The sequence below is a fragment of the Acidiphilium multivorum AIU301 genome (genome assembly GCF_000202835.1).
Lineage (GTDB): Bacteria > Pseudomonadota > Alphaproteobacteria > Acetobacterales > Acetobacteraceae > Acidiphilium > Acidiphilium multivorum.
On sequence record NC_015186.1, the window covers coordinates 593,443 to 610,031 of the forward strand.

Consider the following 16,589-nt stretch of genomic DNA (forward strand, 5'->3'; position numbering starts at 1 on the left):
TGCCCGTTTCAGGAAATCCGCAACAATCCAGGCCCCTCAGCGGCGAGCCAGGATGTTGCCGCGACCCGGTGCGGCGTCAGCATCTCGGCAAGCCGCCAGAAATCCGGGCCATGATTCATGTGGCGCAGATGCGCCGCTTCGTGCGCAACGACATAGTCCTGAACGAAAGACGGCGCCATGATCAGGCGCCATGAAAACATCAGGGTCCCGTTCGCCGCGCAACTGCCCCATCGCGTCCTGGTGTCCTTGACCCGGATGGCCGCGGGGCGGACGCCGACATGTGCGGCCTTGTCGCGCGCCTGGGCCGACAGTTCCCGCAACGCGAGGTCGTGCAACGCATCCCTCACGCGCCGGGCCAGGAACTCCGGATGACCGCCGATCCGTATGGCGGCCCGTTCGATGATTGCACCACCGCGCAGAGACGGGTCATGGATGATCCGGTGAGGCCGTCCGAAAATCGGGATTTCGTTGCCATCCGCGATGATGACCGGAGCGGGCAGGGCGGCAAGACGTTCGGCAACCCATATCTCATGGCCGCGGAGCAGCGCCAGGCCCGCTTTCCGCGATCCGCGAGGCGGCAGCGTGATCACGATCCGTCCGCCCTGAGGGTCGATTCGCAGGGCGATCCGCCGCGCGCGGGCGCTCCGTCGCCATAAAATCGATGTCTGCAATCCGCCGATCACTACGGGTTCGGCCCCGTCATGTGGTTCGACATCGAACGGGACGACCGGCACGTTGGCTCCTATCCGGCGTGGCACCTGGCGCGCGGCCAACGGGCCGGCCAGTTCACGATATGGTCCTCAAGGTGATGCACCGAGGTCTCGCTTCGCACCCGTCCCGCAACCGACGCGCCTGCACGAAATGTGCTTTCCGGATCACCCGTCAGCAGCGGGTGCCAATCCGGCAAATCCTTGCCTTCGGCAATCAGCCGATACGCGCAGGATGGCGGCAGCCAGTCGATGGCGGTGACAAGCTCCGGCGTGAGCGCCGAACAGTCAGGCACCTCGCGAAGCCGGTTTTCATAATTTCGGCATCGTCCCGTTGCCGTATCCAGCAGGCGGCACGAGACATTGGTGAACGCAAGTTCATTCGTTTCCTCGTCCCGCAGCTTGTGCAGGCAGCAGCGGCCGCACCCGTCGCAAAGGGACTCCCATTCCGACGGGGTCATCTCTTCGAGGCGTTTCGTGCGCCAGAACGGTGCGTTGCCAGCTTTCGACATGACAACAGCCTAGCCCGGCGGGACGTGCCGGAAAAGCATTATCCGCCGTATTTGGCGAGCATGGCGCGAAGCGGATTGGCCCCTGCGTTGTTGACCGTCATGTTCACAACAATCTGCCGCGGGCCGACCGTCTGGCCGTAATATTGCTGGTCGAGTGCCGCGTCATTCGAGAAAACCGAGCCTGACAAGGATATCCCGCCATAAAGTCCGCGGGACTTGGCGAAGGTCACGATATCGGCGCCGAGGGCGGTGCCACTGGAACCGCCAATGCCGGCGCCGAGGGTTGCCACCGATACGCCGGCATCGGCGCCAATCTTGAACTGGCTGTTGAGGAACGCGTTCAGTGCGGTGTTGTTCATCAGCAGCATGATGACCTCGGCGTCCTGGGCGCCGATCTGCAGGCCGAAGCTGCCGCTGCCCATGGTGTAGAATGCCGGATCAGACCAGGAGCCGCCCGCCGCGCGCGACACGAGAACGCAACTCCCGCCTTCGCCGCCAACGAAGAATCCGGCCTTGAAGATCCTTGGACAAACGACGACGGCCTTTGCGTTGCGTAGCAGCTGAGTCGCCTGGCCGGCGGACGCAGTGCCCGACCCCAGCATGGTCTCGATGGTGAGCGTCGACCGGTCGACGAGTTCCTGTGCCGCATTCGGCGTTCCCGCGTCCGATGCGCAGGAGGCAAGCGGAATCGCGAGCAGCAGCGCTGCGATGCCAACCCTGGTCGTTCCGCGAGCGACGCCGCGAACCACGTCATTATGTTTCATCATCAACCGTCTCCGTCTGAACGATCTGGGGAATTGATTTGGCCTCAATCCGCCTGTCGTTCAAATGGAAATTTGTTCATTGACCGTGACGACCCGCCATGCGTGACCGTGGTGCTCGATCCGTGTGACGGAAAGATTCTCGATCGCGAGGCTGAGCGCCTGGTGCGCCGTAAGGTCGAGAGCGTGGGCAACGGCCGCCCGGATTGCTCCGCCGTGAGAGACGGCAACGACGTCCTTCCCCCGGTGCGCGTCGCCCAGCCGGTCGAGACCGGCGCCGACACGCGCGCGCAACTGGGCGAAGCTCTCGCCTTCCGGCGGCTGCTCATCTCCGCCCACCGGCCAGAACGGATGCGGCGAACCGCGCCGGTTGAACTCCGACATGTTCATTCCCTGCCAGATCCCGAAATCCTGCTCGATCAGGGTTTCCTCGACCTGAGGGACGACCGGTCCGTATCCGGCAGCCATGATCGCTTCAGCTGTCAGCCGCGTGCGGGAGAGCGGGGTGACGACCCAATGAGCCGGGCGGGGCAGGCTGCTGGCGAGCGCGGCATAGCGTGGCGTGTCCCGCAGGCGGCGTTCGCCGCAGATCGGCACGTCCATCTGCCCATAGAGAAGGGCGAGTGCGTCCGGCGTGACGGTGGCATGGCGGATCAGCCAGAAGGTCGTCGGTTTCATGTCGAGTTCCGTCATTCGAGGTGGGGCCGGGCTGGGATCATTCGCCGATCGTGACCAGCGCGCCATTGCGTCGCGCCGCCCTGAACTGGGCGGCAAAAATCATGGCTGCGGCAGCCATCCAGATGCCATTCAGGCCGAACGCGATTCCAAGTTGGCTGAAATCCGTCACGTGCCGGTAGAGCGCGCTGCGCATGCCCGCGAAAATGTGGGCGGCCGGCAGCGCGTCGGCGACGGGGCGTAACCAGCCGGGGAGAATCGAGGCCGGATAGAAGACGCAGGCGACCGGAGTGAGGCCGAAAGCCAGTGTCCAGGCCAGCGCCTCAGCCGACGCCCCATAGCGGAACAGCAGCGAAATCACGCCCAGGGCGAGCCACCAGCCCATGAGAAACAGGTTCAGCATGAACAGGATGAGGGCGGGGCCAAATGTAAAGACGTTGAAGTCGTAGAGCAGAAAGGCGATGACGGCGGCCGGCGCAAGGCCGGCGAGGGAGCGCATGATGGAGACACCGAGCAGCGCGAAGACCATCTCCCGCGGGCGCAGCGGGCTGACGAAGACATGGCCCAGGTTACGGGACCAGATTTCTTCGAGGAACGAGATCGTTACCCCCATCTGCGCGCGAAGGGCGACTTCCCAGAGCAGCACGCCGCCGATCAGCGCGCCGGCGGCGCGTACCGGCAGGTCTGCATGGCCCTGAACGACGAATTTCGCCGTGAAGCCCCAGATCAGCAATTCGAGCGTCGGCCAGTAGGCGAGTTCGAGCAGGCGCGGCCAGGACCGCCGGTAAAGGCAGAAATGGCGATACATCAGACCCCAGATGCGGCGCAGAGCGGCAATCATGATGCCCGGGACTCCGTGCCGCGCGCGATGGCGAGAAAGACCTGCTCAAGATCACCGCGGCCATATCGCGCAATCAGCCCGGCCGGCGTGCCGCGATCGACGATGCGTCCACCCTTCATCATCAGAACCTCGGCACAGAGCCGCTCCACTTCGGCCATGTTGTGCGAGGCGAGCAGGATCGCCGCGCCCGTTTCGTCGCGATAGCGTTCGAGCCCGGTGCGGACGTAATCCGCGGTATCCGGATCGAGGCTTGCTGTTGGCTCATCGAGCAGAATCAGGGCGGGGCGGTTGATCAGCGCCTTGGCCAGCGCGACGCGGGTTTTCTGTCCGGCCGAAAGCGCGCCCGCCTTGCGGCGCAGGAGTGCCTCGAGATCGAAATCCCGGGCCAGTTCGCGAATCCGCCGCTCAAGCTGCGGAACGTTGTATAGATGACCGTAGACGCGCAGATTTTCCTCGACGGTCAGCCGCATCGGCAAGGCGACATAGGGCGACGAATAATTCATCCGGGCCAGCGCGGCGAACCGGTCGCGCGCCATGTCGTGGCCGAGCACGCGGATCGCTCCGGCGTCGGGCGCCAGGATGCCGAGAAGCATCGAAATCGTTGTCGTCTTGCCCGCGCCATTGCCCCCGAGCAGGCCGCAGGTGGTGCCCGGAGCGACTCTGAAACTCACGCCCTCCACCGCGCGCACGGCGCCGAAGCTCTTGGTCAGGTTCTCGACGTTGATCGCATCCATGCCGATGTCACTGAGGCCGTTTTCAGTCTTCCGCCGCCGGCTCGCGCCTCAGCACGAAAAGCCCCTGTTCCCCAAACAGATTGGCAAGCAGTGGAAAGCGCCGCCAGGGGGCACGGCGGCCGGCCTCGTCGGCGGCAAGCCATTGCTCGACCTGATAGTGTTCTGTCGCGCAGAGGTCGAAGAAGTCGCGAATCGTGCATGGATGGATATTCGGCGTCTCGTACCACATCCTGTTCCATGTCGTCGTCATCGGCATGCGCCCGGTCGAAAAGAGCTGCCAGCGCAGGCTCCAGTGGCCGAAATTCGGGAAGCTGACGATGGCCCTGGTGCCGACCCGCAGCATCTGGCGCAGCACCTCCCGCGGCTGTTCGACCGCCTGAAGCGTGCGCGAAAGCACGACGTAATCGAACGCGGCATCGGGATAGTGGATAAGGTCCGCATCCGCATCGCCCTGCATGACCGGCAGGCCATGGGCTACGGCGCGCGTGACTTCCGCCATGTCGATCTCGATGCCCCGCGCATCGCACCTGCGCGTGCGGGCGAGAAGGTCGATCAATGCGCCGTCGCCGCAGCCGATATCGAGGACCCGCGAGCCTGGCGGGATCATCTCTGCGATCAGTTCGAGGTCGACGCGCATGTTCTTGCCGACGAACCGCACCGGCGCTTGCTGGCTCATTGCAGGCCCGCCGCTTCGGCCGCGCCGGAGATGAAGCCGGCGACGGTACGATGGAAGTCGGGTTCGTCGAGCAGGAAAGCATCGTGCCCCTTGTCACTGACGATCTCGACGAAGCTGACATTCGCCGCGACCTGATTCAGTGCGCGCGCCATAGCCCGGCTTTCCGCTGTCGGGAACAGCCAGTCGGAACTGAAGGATACCAGAAGGAAGCGTGCCTTCGTGCCGCGAAAGGCGGCCGACAGCGACCCGCCATGATCGGCGGCGAGATCGAAATAGTCCATTGCCCGCGTGATCACGAGATACGAGTTGGCATCGAATCGCCGCACGAAGCTCGATCCCTGATGTTCGAGATAGCTTTCGACCGCGAAGCGTTCACCGAATACGGGCGCGGCGAGGGCGTTCTGGCGCTGTAGCCGGCGGCCGAATTTCCTGGCCAGGGCCGCTTCCGAGAGGTAGGTGATATGTGCTGTCATGCGCGCGACGGCGAGGCCGCGGGCGGGAATCACGCCATGTGTCCGGTAGTGGCCACCATGAAAATCAGGGTCGGTATAGATCGCTTGCCGGCCGACCTCATGGAAAGCAATGTTCTGCGCGGAATGATAAGGCGCGGTCGCGATCGGCACGGCGGCAAACACGCGGTCCGGAAACAGCGAAGCCCAGGCGAGCACCTGCATGCCCCCCATCGATCCGCCGACAACCGCGAAAAGGCGTTCGATTCCAAGCCAGTCAACCAGCTTCTTCTGGGCGCGCACCATGTCCTGAACGGTGATCGCAGGAAAGTCGATCGACCAGGGCTCGTCGGCCCCGTGATCGCGCCGGCTGCGTGGTCCCGTCGATCCCATGCATCCGCCCAGCACATTCGCGCAGATCACGAAGAACCGATCAGTGTCGACCGGCTTGCCGGCGCCGACCAGGGCGTTCCACCAGCCCGGCTTTCCCGTAAGAGGGTGCGGCTCGGCAACGTACTGGTCTCCCGTTAGCGCATGACAGATGAGGATCGCGTTGCTCTTCTCGGCGTTCAGCGAGCCATAGGTGCGGTAGGCCACCTCGAGCCGCTGCAGCGTCGTGCCGCAGTCAAGAACGAGGCCATCTGAAAACGATGCCGTCTGATGGGCTATGTCAGGGAAAGGGGACTGATCCATGGCCCGCCCGATATGCGCTCAACCCATGCGGGCGGCAAGGATGGGGCTTGCCGTGCGGCGTGCCTCCTGTATCAGATAGATTGAAAGTCAGTATGTTGGATTATCATGTCTGAAACGCCGCCTTCGCCGACCCCGAACGATACTGCTCCGGAGACGCTTGCCAGGCTTCGCGCCGAGATCGATGCGCTGGATGACCGGATCCACGACATGCTGATGCAGCGCGCGGAGATCATCGAGCGCGTTGCCTCTCAGGGGGGGAAACGCGGCGTGCCGATCCGTCCCGGGCGCGAGGCGGCGATCCTGCGCCGCCTGCTCGATCGGCACCAGGGATCGCTCCCCCAGCACACGATCGTCAGGATCTGGCGGGAACTGTTTTCCGGCGCCCTGATGATCGAGGGAGGGCTCGTCATCGCCGTCGCTGACGGCGTGCAGGCCGAACTGCTGGCCGTCGCGCGCGAGCATTTCGGGCCGCTGACCGCCATGCGCCGCCACCGCACGCCCTCCCAGGCCCTCGCCGATGTCACCGGCGCTGCGGCGCATGCAGCGGTTTTGCCGCTTCCATCCGATGAGGACGATGATCAGGCGGCGTGGTGGGTCGGCCTGATGCATGGAGGCCCGCCGCGTCTGTCCATCGTTGCAAAGCTGCCCTTCTGGGGACGGCGAGGGGAGGGTGTGCCGCAGGCCGACGCCTATGTCGTCTCATCCTTTGTGCCGGACGCAAGCGGGAATGACCGCAGCCTGATCGGCATTGAGATCGTCCCCGATACCAGCACGGCGCGGATCGTCGGGATGTTGCGCGATGCCGGATTCGACGTCGGCTCCCTGCTGCTCCGCAGGGTTACGCGGCGGGAGGTCGGTTATGCGCTGGCTGACGTCGAGGGGTATGTGCCGCGCGAGGATGCCCGACTCGGCACGCTGGCCGGTTTCCTCGCGCCGCCTGTCGTGCTCGGGTCGTATGCCGCGCCAGTTGGTGCGTCTGGTCCCTCGCGATGAGCGGTCTGCCCACCGCGCGCCCCGCCGTCTTTTCGGTTCCACCCTACGTCGGGGGCGAATCAAGGCTCGATGGGGTGAACCGGGTCATCAAGCTGTCGTCCAACGAGGGCGCGTTCGGCCCGCCGCCTGGCGCCATCGCGGCGCTGACCGAAGTGGCGGCAATCGCCCATCGCTATCCGGATGGAGGGGCGACATCGCTGCGTGCGGCGATCGGTCGTCGCTTCTGCCTCGACCCGGCGCGGATCGTTTGTGGGAACGGATCCGATGACCTGATTGCCCTGCTGATCCAGTCCTATGGTGGGCCGGGGACCGAACTGGTGATGAGCCGGCACGGGTTCCTGATCTATGAGATCGCCGCACGGCTCGCCGGGATGAATGTACGGAAGGCGCCGGAACGAAATCTGACGGCCGATATCGATGCCATGCTCGCCGAGGTGACGCCGGCGACCCGGCTTGTGTTCCTGGCCAATCCGAACAATCCGACCGGCAGCCTCGTGCCCGCCTCGGACGTCTCCCGGCTTCGGGCGGAACTACCGCCGGATGTATTGCTGGTCCTCGACGCAGCCTATGCGGAATATGTCGAGCGCGCCGATTACGACCCGGGCGTCGAACTGGTCGATTCCGGCCAGAACACGGTGATGACCCGCACATTCTCGAAAATGTTCGGGCTTGGTGGCGTGCGCCTGGGCTGGGCCTATGCGCCACTCGCGATTGTCGATGTGCTGAACCGGACCCGTATGCCCTTCAACGTGAGCGGCCCCGCCGCCGCCGCGGGGATTGCCGCGCTCGACGAGCCGGGCTGGGTCGAGCGTTGCCGCAACCATAACACCCGCGCCCGGACGGAACTGGCGGCGCGGATCGAACGAGCGGGATTCCGCGTCTGGCCGAGCGAGGCGAATTTCCTGCTGGCCGATCTTGAGACCGCCGATCGTGCGGCTGCTGCCGATACTCATCTGCGCAGCCGGGGCATCATTGTTCGGCAGGTGGCGGCCTATGGATTGCCGCAATGCCTGAGGATCACGATCGGAACCGACGAGGAATGCTCGACCGTCGCCGACGCGCTCGATGATTTCGGCCAAAACCATGGCTGAGCCGCTGTTCAACCGCCTTGCCCTGCTGGGAATCGGGTTGATCGGCTCGTCGATCGCGCGGGTTGCCCGCGAGCGCGGCGATCTGGCCCGGACGATCGTAGCCAATGCCCGAACGCAGGCAACGCTCGACCGTGTCATGGAACTGGGCATTGCCGATGAATGCGAGATTGACCCCGCACGCGCCGTGCAGGGGGCGGATTGCGTCATCTTCTGCGCGCCGGTGGGCGCCTACGCCGCCTTGGCCGAGGCGATTGGCCCCCATCTCGCGCCGGGCGCGATCGTCAGCGATGTCGGATCGACCAAGCAGTCCGTCATCCGCGATATCGGGCCGCACCTGCCGGAAGGGGTGCATTTTGTCCCCGCCCATCCGATGGCCGGGACAGAGTTTTCGGGCCCCGATGCAGGGTTCGCGGGTCTGTTCAAGGGCCGCTGGTGTCTTCTTACTCCGGTGCCGGGCACGGATCAGGATGCGATCAGCCGCATGCGGACGTTCTGGGAGCGCTGTGGCGCGATGGTCAGCGTCATGGATGCCGCCCATCACGATCGGGTGGTGGCGATTGTCAGTCATCTGCCGCACCTCATTGCCTTCACGATCTGCGGCACGGCGGACGACCTCGCCGACGAGACCAGGCAGGAAGTGCTGCAGTTCGCCGCCTCGGGCTTCCGGGATTTCACCCGGATCGCTGCGTCCGACCCGACAATGTGGCGCGACGTGTTCCTCAACAATCGCGAGGCACTACTGGAAATGCTGGCCCGCTTCACTGAGGATGCGCAGGCCATGGCACGCGCCGTTCGGTGGGGCGATGCCGCTTACATCGAGGACAAGGTTCTGCGCGGCCGCAAGATCCGTCAGGCGCTGATCGACATCAATCAGGCCTGAGCGAGGCCTTGCCGGTTTGCCACGGGGCACCGGCTTCGCTATCAGCCGCACAACCCGAGCAATCCGAAGGTCAATATGGCGCCGAATCAGACGCGGCAGAAGCGTGGACGTATTATCGACGGCTGGATCGTGCTGGACAAGCCGCCGGGGATTACCAGTGCGCATGCTGTGGCCCGCATCAAGCGATTGCTCCAGGCCGCGAAAGTCGGCCACGGCGGCACGCTCGATCCGTTGGCGACGGGCGTCCTGCCGATTGCCCTGGGCCGGGCGACAAAGATGGTGCCCTATGTCATGGACGGGACCAAGCGGTATCGCTTCACCCTTCGTTTCGGCGAGGCGCGTGATACCGACGACGCGGATGGCGCGGTAGTCATGACGTCCGATTTCCGGCCGGAAACGTCGGACATCGATGCTGCCCTCGTCGCGTTTCGCGGTACGATCATGCAGGTTCCGCCGGCGTTCTCGGCAATCAAGGTTGATGGTGAGCGTGCCTACGACCTGGCGCGCGCCGGTCTGCCGCCTGAGTTGCCGCCTCGCCCGGCGCAGATCGACCGGTTCGACCTTATCGACCGGCCCGACCCTGATCATGCGATTTTCGAGGTGGAGTCAGGCAAGGGGGTCTACATGCGGTCGTTGGCGCGCGATTTGGCGCGTGCGGTGAACACTGTGGGGCACATAGCTGCATTGCGTCGTCTTTCCGTTGGCCCCTTTGCCGAAACGGGCTCGACGACGCTGGACAAGATCGCCGATTCCGGCGATAGCCTCGCCCGCGATCCGGACTTCCTGCTTCCCGTCGAGACCGCGCTGGACGACATCCCGGCCCTGGCCCTGACCGAAGCGGAAGCCGCTGCCCTTAGAAATGGCCAGGCATTGAGCCTTGTCCAGTTCATGGGTCGGATTCCGTTGGCCTGCGATCCCGATGGCGGATTGGCGCGGCTGATGGCGGGTCGCCGTTTCGTGGCGCTAGGTCGTCTGACTGACGGCCAACTCAAGCCGGAACGTGTGCTTTAATTTCAGAAACAGGAGTCTACGCGATGTCGATTACACCGGACCGCCGGCAGGAACTGATCGGCGAATATGCCAACAAGGCGAATGATACGGGCAGCCCCGAGGTGCAGGTCGCGCTGTTGACCGAGCGGATCGTCAACCTCACCGAGCATCTCAAGACACATGCCAAGGATTTCCACTCGCGCCGCGGCCTGCTGATGCTGGTTGGCCGTCGCCGCCGACTGCTCGATTATGTGAAACGCCAGGACGTCAAGCGTTACGAGGCCCTGATCGGCCGTCTCGGCCTGCGCCGTTGACCGGCTGGAGCGTTTCGCGCTCCAAATCGTTACGCCGAACTCACATGCCGCCTGCCGATTCCGCTTGATCGGCGGGCGCGAATGGCCAAAATAGGGTCGACAGCGGCATTCCGCCGCTCGACGAGGAGTATCAAGCAATCATGGCTATGGGTCCCGACATGCGTTCCTATCGCAGCGCAACCGTTGCGGCAGGTGCAGGCGTTCTGGACGAGGGTCTGCGCGCCTATATGCTGCGGGTCTATAATTGGATGGCATCAGGCCTGCTGCTGACGGCCATTGTCTCGTATGCGATCTCGCATACCGGGCTGATCAACGCGTTCTATCCGCTGGTTGCGACGCCCGGCGGCGCAATGATCCGCGAGCCTAGCATCCTTGCCTATATCAGCATCTTCGCACCGCTGGCGTTCATGCTCGTGATGAGCTTCGGAGTGAACAAGCTGAGCACCACGCAGGCTCAGGCCCTGTTCTGGGCATTCTGTGGTCTGATGGGCGCAAGTCTGACCAATATTTTTCTAGTTTATACCGGGCAGTCCATCCTGACGACGTTTTTCGTCACGGCCGGCACCTTCGCGGCGATGAGCATCTACGGCTACACGACGCGAACCGACCTTACGAAATTCGGCAGCTTTCTGGTGATGGGTGTCATCGGTCTGCTGATTGCCATGGTGGTGAACATTTTTCTTCACTCTCCGGCCATGCAGTTCGCAATCAGCGCAATCGGTGTGCTGGTGTTCACTGGGCTTGCGGCATACGACACGCAACGGATCAAGGCCGATTATGTCCAGTACGGGTACCGGTTCGGCGCCGGAATGGCGGCGAAGCGGAGCGTTTATGACGCACTTCAACTCTATCTGAACTTCATCAACCTGTTCCTCTTCCTGTTGCAGTTCATGGGCAATCGTCGGAACTGATTTCAGGATCTGTAAATCCTTGCAGAACAGGCTCCAGTTGATTTCTGGAGCCTGTTTTTTTGCTCAGACCTGTCGCGATCAGAGGAACGAATTCAGCCGTTCTCGTAAAATCCGGCCTCGACCAGTTCGACAACGGCCGCCAAGGCTTCCTTAGCGTCCCAGCCTTCGGCGGTAATCTCGATAGTTGAACCGAGTCCCGCCCCCAACATCATCAATCCCATGATTGATTGCGCCGAAACGGACTGACCATCGCGAGATACCTCGACGGACGCGCTGAATTTCTCGGCCAAAGTCACCAATTTGGCTGCGGCGCGCGCATGAAGGCCGCGGGCATTGCAGATGGTGACCGTCTGGGCCAAGCGAACGGGCGAATGATCGGCGCTCATCCGCACGCACGCTTCGGTGTGACGGGGTGGAGGATCTCTGATCCACAGGCAATGTATTTTCGACCGGCTTCTTCCGCGCAATGAACGGCATCTGCCAGGCTATGTGAGCCGCGGACCTTTGCCAGCTTGACCAGCATCGGCAGGTTGACCCCGGCGATTACCTCCACGTCGTCGCGCTCCAGCATGCTCATCGACAGGTTGCACGGCGTTCCTCCGAACATGTCGGTCAGAACCACCACGCCGTCACCTGTATCGACATCGGCAACGCGATCGGCAATTTCCTTGCGCTGGGTTTCAATATCGGCATCCGCCTCGACGGAGACGGTCGCGATGTTTCTCTGCGGACCGACGACATGCTCCAGCGCCTCGCGGAGAGCGACGCCAAGCTTGCCATGGCTTACGAGCACCATACCGATCATTTCTGGACTCCGGGCATCGGAGCACCTTGATGGGCTCCCGGCATCGCCTTCCACGCACCGCCTGCGGATCTGGAGCCGAGGCTGCGATGCTCAATCAGGACATTCCAGTCAGCATTGCGCAGACGGCTCCCCAGCATCTCCACGAGAGAGACCGAGCGGTGCTTTCCGCCCGTGCAACCAAACGCGATCATGACGTATTTCTTGCCCTCACGAACAAAACGCGGCAACAGATAATCGGTCAGGCCGCTGACCCGCTCGAAGAATTCGGGAAAATCGGGATCCTGTCGGATATAGTCCCTTACCTGGGGATCGAGGCCGGTCCTGTCGCGCAGGTCCGGTATGTAATGGGGATTGCGCAGGAAGCGGGTGTCGAGCACAAGGTCGGCTTCCTGCGGCAATCCAGACGGATATCCGAATGAAACCAGCGTGATGGACATTCCCGGGCCGCCAAGCCCGAAACGCTGATCAATGATTTGCCGAAGCCCAGCCAGGGAGAGTTCGGAGGTATCGATAACCCAGTCCGCCGCATTGCGAAGGGTGCGGGTCAGGGCCTGTTCGGTTTCGATTCCTTCGCTCACGGTGCCGGCCAATGCCAAAGGATGCCGACGCCTCGTTTCGCTGAAGCGGCGCTGCAATGCTTCCGGGCTCGCCGTGATGAATATGAGTTCTGGGCGGACACATCCCCGTGTCTGCAGCCGATCGATGGTCGACAGGACATCCTCGGCCGAAAAATCCCGGGTCCGAGCGTCCACGCCGACTGCCAGCGGCTTGTCGCCCCGCACCAACGTTTCGACGATCCGCAACGGCGGGTTATCCACCGCCTCATAACCGATATCTTCCAGCGCGCGCAAAACGGAATTGCGTCCCGCGCCGGAGAGGCCGGTAACGATCACCATGCGTGCGCTCATTCGACGAAGCTCCCGCAATACTGCATACGGCGGCCGCCAAGTGCGTCGAGCGCCCAATGAATCCGGATCGGTGCCGAGCAGGAATGCGGGTTTATGGTGATCTCCGGTGCGTTCAGGGTGTCATTGGTGCGAGGTTTCGGCAAACGTTCTTCGATCCCGCAGAGCTGAACGACGAGCTTCAAAGTCGCCTGGCGGACTGCTGGCACGCCGAACAGCCCGATCCCACGCAACTCAATCATGCCGACAAGTGTGTCCGGTGCGGATACCTGGTCCCCGGCGACCTGCACCTGATCATCGGCAACAAGGTTGAAGCCGCGGTCGATCAGCTTGAGCAACAAGTCAGATTTGCCGGACCCGGGCGGGCCCAGCAGCAAAACCGCGTCGTCGCCTAGTGCCGCACAAGATCCATGCAAAAGCATTTGAGTTTAATTGTGGCAAGTTTCAGGCGAAAGAGGAAGGGGGCAGCCGACGATGCCGCTCTGACGATGCCGCTGGCCCGGTTCGACGTATTGCCGTGAGGCCAACAAAAGCAGAAAACGAGACATTTCAGGAAATAAGGATTTGATAAAATTTAATTAATTAATATAATCCAAAAATATGAAAAAATTTCAACGCGAGCAATCCGGTGTGTGGGCTGTTCAAGGACTGCTTTTGTTTTCTGTCGCTTCCGGCAGCAATTCGGATGCAAACATGCATGCGTCGTAACGTTGCTGCAACGCTCATGCAAAGGCGCTTGAGCGATCCTAGGTTGCAGACGGCTGATGTTGCAGGCGGTCTGGCCCAATCAGTAGGAATTGCCATGCCGGCTTCATGCCGTGCTTTTTTGATCGGCTTCATCGTTCGCACTGTCGTTTTGTCACGGCCGGCCGCTAAGCCATGCCGGTGAATATCGCCCGGCGCTTTCGTGGCGGATCGTTGCTCATGGTCGCAGGCCTTGCGGTTGCCAGCGACGGTGATGCGCGGCGGCGACCCCGAGAATGTATCCAGCCCGGCAGGATTTCCTTTCGGCGTCCTGCATCTGGTCGCGGCAATGTCATGATTGGCCCGGCGAAGCGTGGATATTCCATCAAGGCGGCGCAGACTTCATCGCAACCAATCGCCTGGTTACGGCGACTGCCAGGACGTTCACCGTGACGCGCGGCTGTGGCCAACCTGTTCCTTCTCACATTGTCAGGCACAACAGCCGATGGCTGTATTCCATAAGGCCCGTCTGGCGTATCAGGGATCGATCGGCCGGAACGAGTGCCGGGGTGACGCTGGTTGGTGTTGAATTCCCTGAACTTGCCTCGAATCCGGGGCTGCGGCGAGGTGACATCGTTCACGCGATGAACAGAGTTCCGATATATGGTGCGGGTGTGTTGATGCGAGCCTTCATCTCGGTGCGGTCGGCGCATATTGAACATTGCAGGTGATGCGAGACGGCGACATCTCTGGCCTGTCTGTCATGGTCGGCCGCAGGCCGGCGAACTTGGGAGCGACTGATGCGAATACTCGTGGTTGAAGATGACAAGGATGTCGGCGGCTTCGTGGTGAAGGGGCTGCGCGAGGCGGGGCATACGGTCGAGCATGCGGATAACGGGCGGGATGGGCTTTTCATGGCGGCATCGGAGAATTTCGATGCGATCATTCTCGACCGGATGCTGCCGGGCGGGATCGACGGCCTGCGCCTTCTGGAGACGCTTCGTGCGCAGGACAACGTGACGCCGGTTCTGTTCCTGTCGGCCCTGGGTGAGGTGGATGATCGCGTCAAGGGCCTCAAGGCCGGCGGCGATGACTATCTCACCAAACCTTTCGCGTTTGCCGAACTTCTGGCCCGGGTCGAAGCGATGGCCCGGCGTGGCAAGGGCGAAGGTCCGGCGACGCGCCTGAACGTCGGCGACCTCGAAATGGACCTGCTGTCGAGAGGCGTGAAGCGGGCCGGACAAAAGATCGATCTGCAGCCCCGTGAATTCCGGCTGCTCGAGTATCTGATGCGCCATGCCGGCCAGGTCGTGACCCGGACCATGTTGCTGGAGGGAGTGTGGGACTATCACTTCGATCCGCAGACGAACGTGATCGACGTTCATATCTCCCGTCTCCGCCAGAAGATCGACAAGCCCTTCGACACCCCGCTTCTGCATACGGTACGCAATGCCGGATACATGTTGAGGGTCGAGGAACCCTGAGAACGCGTTGTGAGCAGCGGCGCCTCCGATACCGAAGAACTGCGAGGCTTGCCCCAGAGGCACGTCCGACATAATCGCCTATTGCGTTCGGCTGGCGTTCGGTTTGCGATTTTCTACGCGCTTGTTTTCGGGATTTCGGCCATCGTTCTGGCCGGCTCGCTCTACTATTCGACGATCGGCCTGCTCGGGAGGCAGACCCATGAGGCGATCCGCGTCGACGCGCGCAGCCTGGCCGCTCATTTCGAGGCAGGCGGGTTGACCGGACTGGTTCTGACCCTGGACAGTCGGATCAGCGAGGACATCAACGACCACGCCATCTACCTGCTGGTCGATCCGCTGGGAAACCGGATTGCCGGCAACATGAGCCGATGGCCGCAAGGCATCAATACTGCTCACGTCTGGTATCAGGTGCCGCTCGAGCGAGGCGGCCGCAAATCGACGGCTCTGATGCGCTATTACGAACTGCCGGGCGGGTTTCAACTGCTGGTCGGCCGGGATGTCAGCACGCGCGCCCAGTTGCGGCGCATTCTCCGCGATGGGCTGCTCTGGGCCCTTGCGGCAATGGCGTTTCTTGGTGTGCTCGGAGCGATCGTCATTCGCGGCCTGTTCAAGCGGTCACTGGCCGACATTTCCGGCATAACCCGGGCCATCGCCCGCGGAGACCTGACCCGGCGGGTCCGCCGCTCGGGCAACGGTGACGAGTTCGATGAACTTGCTGAAACGATCAACGACATGCTCGATCGCATCGCGAAACTCATGGACGGCGTCCGCGAAGTGTCGAATTCGATCGCGCACGATCTTCGCACGCCGATTACGCGCGCCCGTGCGAGGCTCGAAGACGCCGCCGCACATGCGCGAACCACCGAGGAACTGCAAAGCGCCGTTGAGCGGGCGACCTTGGATCTCGACGGAATTGTTAACGTGTTTCAGGCCCTGCTTCGCATCGCCGAGATCGAGGCCGGCGCCCGCCGTTCGGCGTTCAGGGATGTCGATCTCGCGCCTGTGCTCGACGATTTGGCAGAGTTTTTCGATGCGTTGGCCGAGGAACGAGGCATTCTCATTGTCCGTGACTGGCCGAAATCGATCCCGATTTTTGGCGACCGCGACATGCTGCAGCAGGCGGTCTCCAACCTGCTGGATAACGCGATCAAGTTTTCCCGTGAAACCGACAGGGTGGTCATAGCCGCCCATGCCGGCGGTGGCCATGTGGAAATCCAGATCGCTGATCATGGTCCGGGCATTCCGGAGGCAGACCTGTCACGTGCCACCGAGCGATTCTATCGCGCCGAGGCGGCGCGTTCCACGCCGGGGTCAGGGTTGGGGCTTGCGCTTGTTTCCGCAATCGCACAACTCCATGGAGGTTCGCTGCTCCTGGAAAACAACGAGCCGGGCCTGCGGGCGCGTCTCATCCTGTCCCAGAGGGACAATGCTCCGCCACAATCACCGCGCCAGGAAGCTGCGTCATCGATGGCGTGATTCCGCGC

Annotated in this window: 20 protein-coding genes; 8 read left to right on the forward strand and 12 right to left on the reverse strand. The window is 62.8% G+C overall.

Going from position 1 to position 16,589, the window contains the following annotated elements:
- Positions 1 to 8: 8 nt before the first annotated feature.
- The 8 genes from ACMV_RS02580 to metX are packed head-to-tail and all read right to left on the reverse strand — an operon-like array spanning position 9 to position 6,048.
- The gene (locus ACMV_RS02580) at positions 9 to 734 is read right to left on the reverse strand and encodes a M48 family metallopeptidase (RefSeq protein WP_013639460.1); all 726 of its coding nucleotides are present in this window, start codon (positions 732 to 734) and stop codon (positions 9 to 11) included.
- Between the two features lie 8 nt (positions 735 to 742).
- On the reverse strand, positions 743 to 1,219 hold the full coding sequence (locus tag ACMV_RS02585) for a YcgN family cysteine cluster protein (RefSeq protein WP_013639461.1): 477 nt from the start codon (positions 1,217 to 1,219) through the stop codon (positions 743 to 745).
- A 38-nt stretch (positions 1,220 to 1,257) separates the two neighbouring features.
- Positions 1,258 to 1,983: a lipid-binding SYLF domain-containing protein gene (locus ACMV_RS02590; protein ID WP_231844469.1), complete on the reverse strand. Its 726-nt coding sequence runs from the start codon at positions 1,981 to 1,983 to the stop codon at positions 1,258 to 1,260.
- A 60-nt stretch (positions 1,984 to 2,043) separates the two neighbouring features.
- Positions 2,044 to 2,658 (reverse strand): histidine phosphatase family protein, encoded by a 615-nt coding sequence (locus ACMV_RS02595; protein WP_231295339.1) that lies wholly within the window; start codon positions 2,656 to 2,658, stop codon positions 2,044 to 2,046.
- Between the two features lie 37 nt (positions 2,659 to 2,695).
- Entirely contained in the window at positions 2,696 to 3,496 is an 801-nt protein-coding gene (locus ACMV_RS02600; protein ID WP_013639463.1) for an ABC transporter permease, read from the reverse strand.
- Positions 3,493 to 4,230 carry an ABC transporter ATP-binding protein gene (locus ACMV_RS02605; protein WP_013639464.1) on the reverse strand — a complete coding sequence of 246 codons (738 nt, stop codon included), beginning with the start codon at positions 4,228 to 4,230 and terminating at the stop codon, positions 3,493 to 3,495. Before ACMV_RS02605 ends, ACMV_RS02600 begins: the two co-directional genes overlap by 4 nt.
- A 22-nt stretch (positions 4,231 to 4,252) precedes the next feature.
- Positions 4,253 to 4,867: a methionine biosynthesis protein MetW gene (metW, locus tag ACMV_RS02610; protein ID WP_035185074.1), complete on the reverse strand. Its 615-nt coding sequence runs from the start codon at positions 4,865 to 4,867 to the stop codon at positions 4,253 to 4,255.
- A gap of 35 nt (positions 4,868 to 4,902) precedes the next feature.
- Positions 4,903 to 6,048, reverse strand: a complete 1,146-nt coding sequence (gene metX / locus ACMV_RS02615; protein WP_013639465.1) for a homoserine O-acetyltransferase MetX — start codon at positions 6,046 to 6,048, stop codon at positions 4,903 to 4,905.
- A 105-nt stretch (positions 6,049 to 6,153) separates the two neighbouring features.
- Between metX and ACMV_RS02620 the strand changes: the two genes are divergently transcribed.
- The 6 genes from ACMV_RS02620 (at position 6,154) to ACMV_RS02645 (ending at position 11,227) form a co-directional block, all read left to right on the forward strand.
- Complete coding sequence (locus ACMV_RS02620) at positions 6,154 to 7,041, forward strand: chorismate mutase (RefSeq protein ID WP_011941525.1); 888 nt, start codon at positions 6,154 to 6,156, stop codon at positions 7,039 to 7,041.
- Positions 7,038 to 8,132 carry a histidinol-phosphate transaminase gene (gene hisC / locus ACMV_RS02625; protein ID WP_013639466.1) on the forward strand — a complete coding sequence of 365 codons (1,095 nt, stop codon included), beginning with the start codon at positions 7,038 to 7,040 and terminating at the stop codon, positions 8,130 to 8,132. Before ACMV_RS02620 ends, hisC begins: the two co-directional genes overlap by 4 nt.
- Positions 8,125 to 9,012, forward strand: coding sequence for a prephenate/arogenate dehydrogenase family protein (locus ACMV_RS02630; RefSeq protein ID WP_013639467.1), 888 nt, complete (start codon positions 8,125 to 8,127; stop codon positions 9,010 to 9,012). The genes hisC and ACMV_RS02630 overlap by 8 nt, the downstream gene beginning before the upstream one ends.
- Before the next feature lie 75 nt (positions 9,013 to 9,087).
- The gene (gene truB / locus ACMV_RS02635) at positions 9,088 to 10,023 is read left to right on the forward strand and encodes a tRNA pseudouridine(55) synthase TruB (protein ID WP_007422288.1); all 936 of its coding nucleotides are present in this window, start codon (positions 9,088 to 9,090) and stop codon (positions 10,021 to 10,023) included.
- 23 nt (positions 10,024 to 10,046) lie between these two features.
- A complete protein-coding gene (gene rpsO / locus ACMV_RS02640; RefSeq protein ID WP_007422287.1) occupies positions 10,047 to 10,316 on the forward strand; it encodes a 30S ribosomal protein S15 in 270 nt (89 codons plus the stop codon).
- A 140-nt stretch (positions 10,317 to 10,456) separates the two neighbouring features.
- Entirely contained in the window at positions 10,457 to 11,227 is a 771-nt protein-coding gene (locus ACMV_RS02645; protein ID WP_013639468.1) for a Bax inhibitor-1/YccA family protein, read from the forward strand.
- 92 nt (positions 11,228 to 11,319) lie between these two features.
- Here ACMV_RS02645 and ACMV_RS02650 read toward each other — a convergent pair whose 3' ends face one another.
- The 4 genes from ACMV_RS02650 to ACMV_RS02665 are packed head-to-tail and all read right to left on the reverse strand — an operon-like array spanning position 11,320 to position 13,359.
- Positions 11,320 to 11,613 carry an HPr family phosphocarrier protein gene (locus ACMV_RS02650; protein WP_013639469.1) on the reverse strand — a complete coding sequence of 98 codons (294 nt, stop codon included), beginning with the start codon at positions 11,611 to 11,613 and terminating at the stop codon, positions 11,320 to 11,322.
- Positions 11,610 to 12,032, reverse strand: coding sequence for a PTS sugar transporter subunit IIA (locus ACMV_RS02655; RefSeq protein WP_011941528.1), 423 nt, complete (start codon positions 12,030 to 12,032; stop codon positions 11,610 to 11,612). Before ACMV_RS02655 ends, ACMV_RS02650 begins: the two co-directional genes overlap by 4 nt.
- Positions 12,029 to 12,940, reverse strand: a complete 912-nt coding sequence (gene rapZ / locus ACMV_RS02660; protein WP_013639470.1) for an RNase adapter RapZ — start codon at positions 12,938 to 12,940, stop codon at positions 12,029 to 12,031. The genes ACMV_RS02655 and rapZ overlap by 4 nt, the downstream gene beginning before the upstream one ends.
- Positions 12,937 to 13,359: an HPr kinase/phosphorylase gene (locus tag ACMV_RS02665; protein WP_041664628.1), complete on the reverse strand. Its 423-nt coding sequence runs from the start codon at positions 13,357 to 13,359 to the stop codon at positions 12,937 to 12,939. Before ACMV_RS02665 ends, rapZ begins: the two co-directional genes overlap by 4 nt.
- 1,062 nt (positions 13,360 to 14,421) lie before the next feature.
- Here ACMV_RS02665 and ACMV_RS02670 point away from each other — a divergent pair.
- Positions 14,422 to 15,105, forward strand: a complete 684-nt coding sequence (locus ACMV_RS02670; RefSeq protein WP_011941533.1) for a response regulator transcription factor — start codon at positions 14,422 to 14,424, stop codon at positions 15,103 to 15,105.
- A gap of 9 nt (positions 15,106 to 15,114) precedes the next feature.
- On the forward strand, positions 15,115 to 16,581 hold the full coding sequence (locus ACMV_RS02675; RefSeq protein ID WP_011941534.1) for a sensor histidine kinase: 1,467 nt from the start codon (positions 15,115 to 15,117) through the stop codon (positions 16,579 to 16,581).
- Positions 16,582 to 16,589 lie beyond the last annotated feature (8 nt).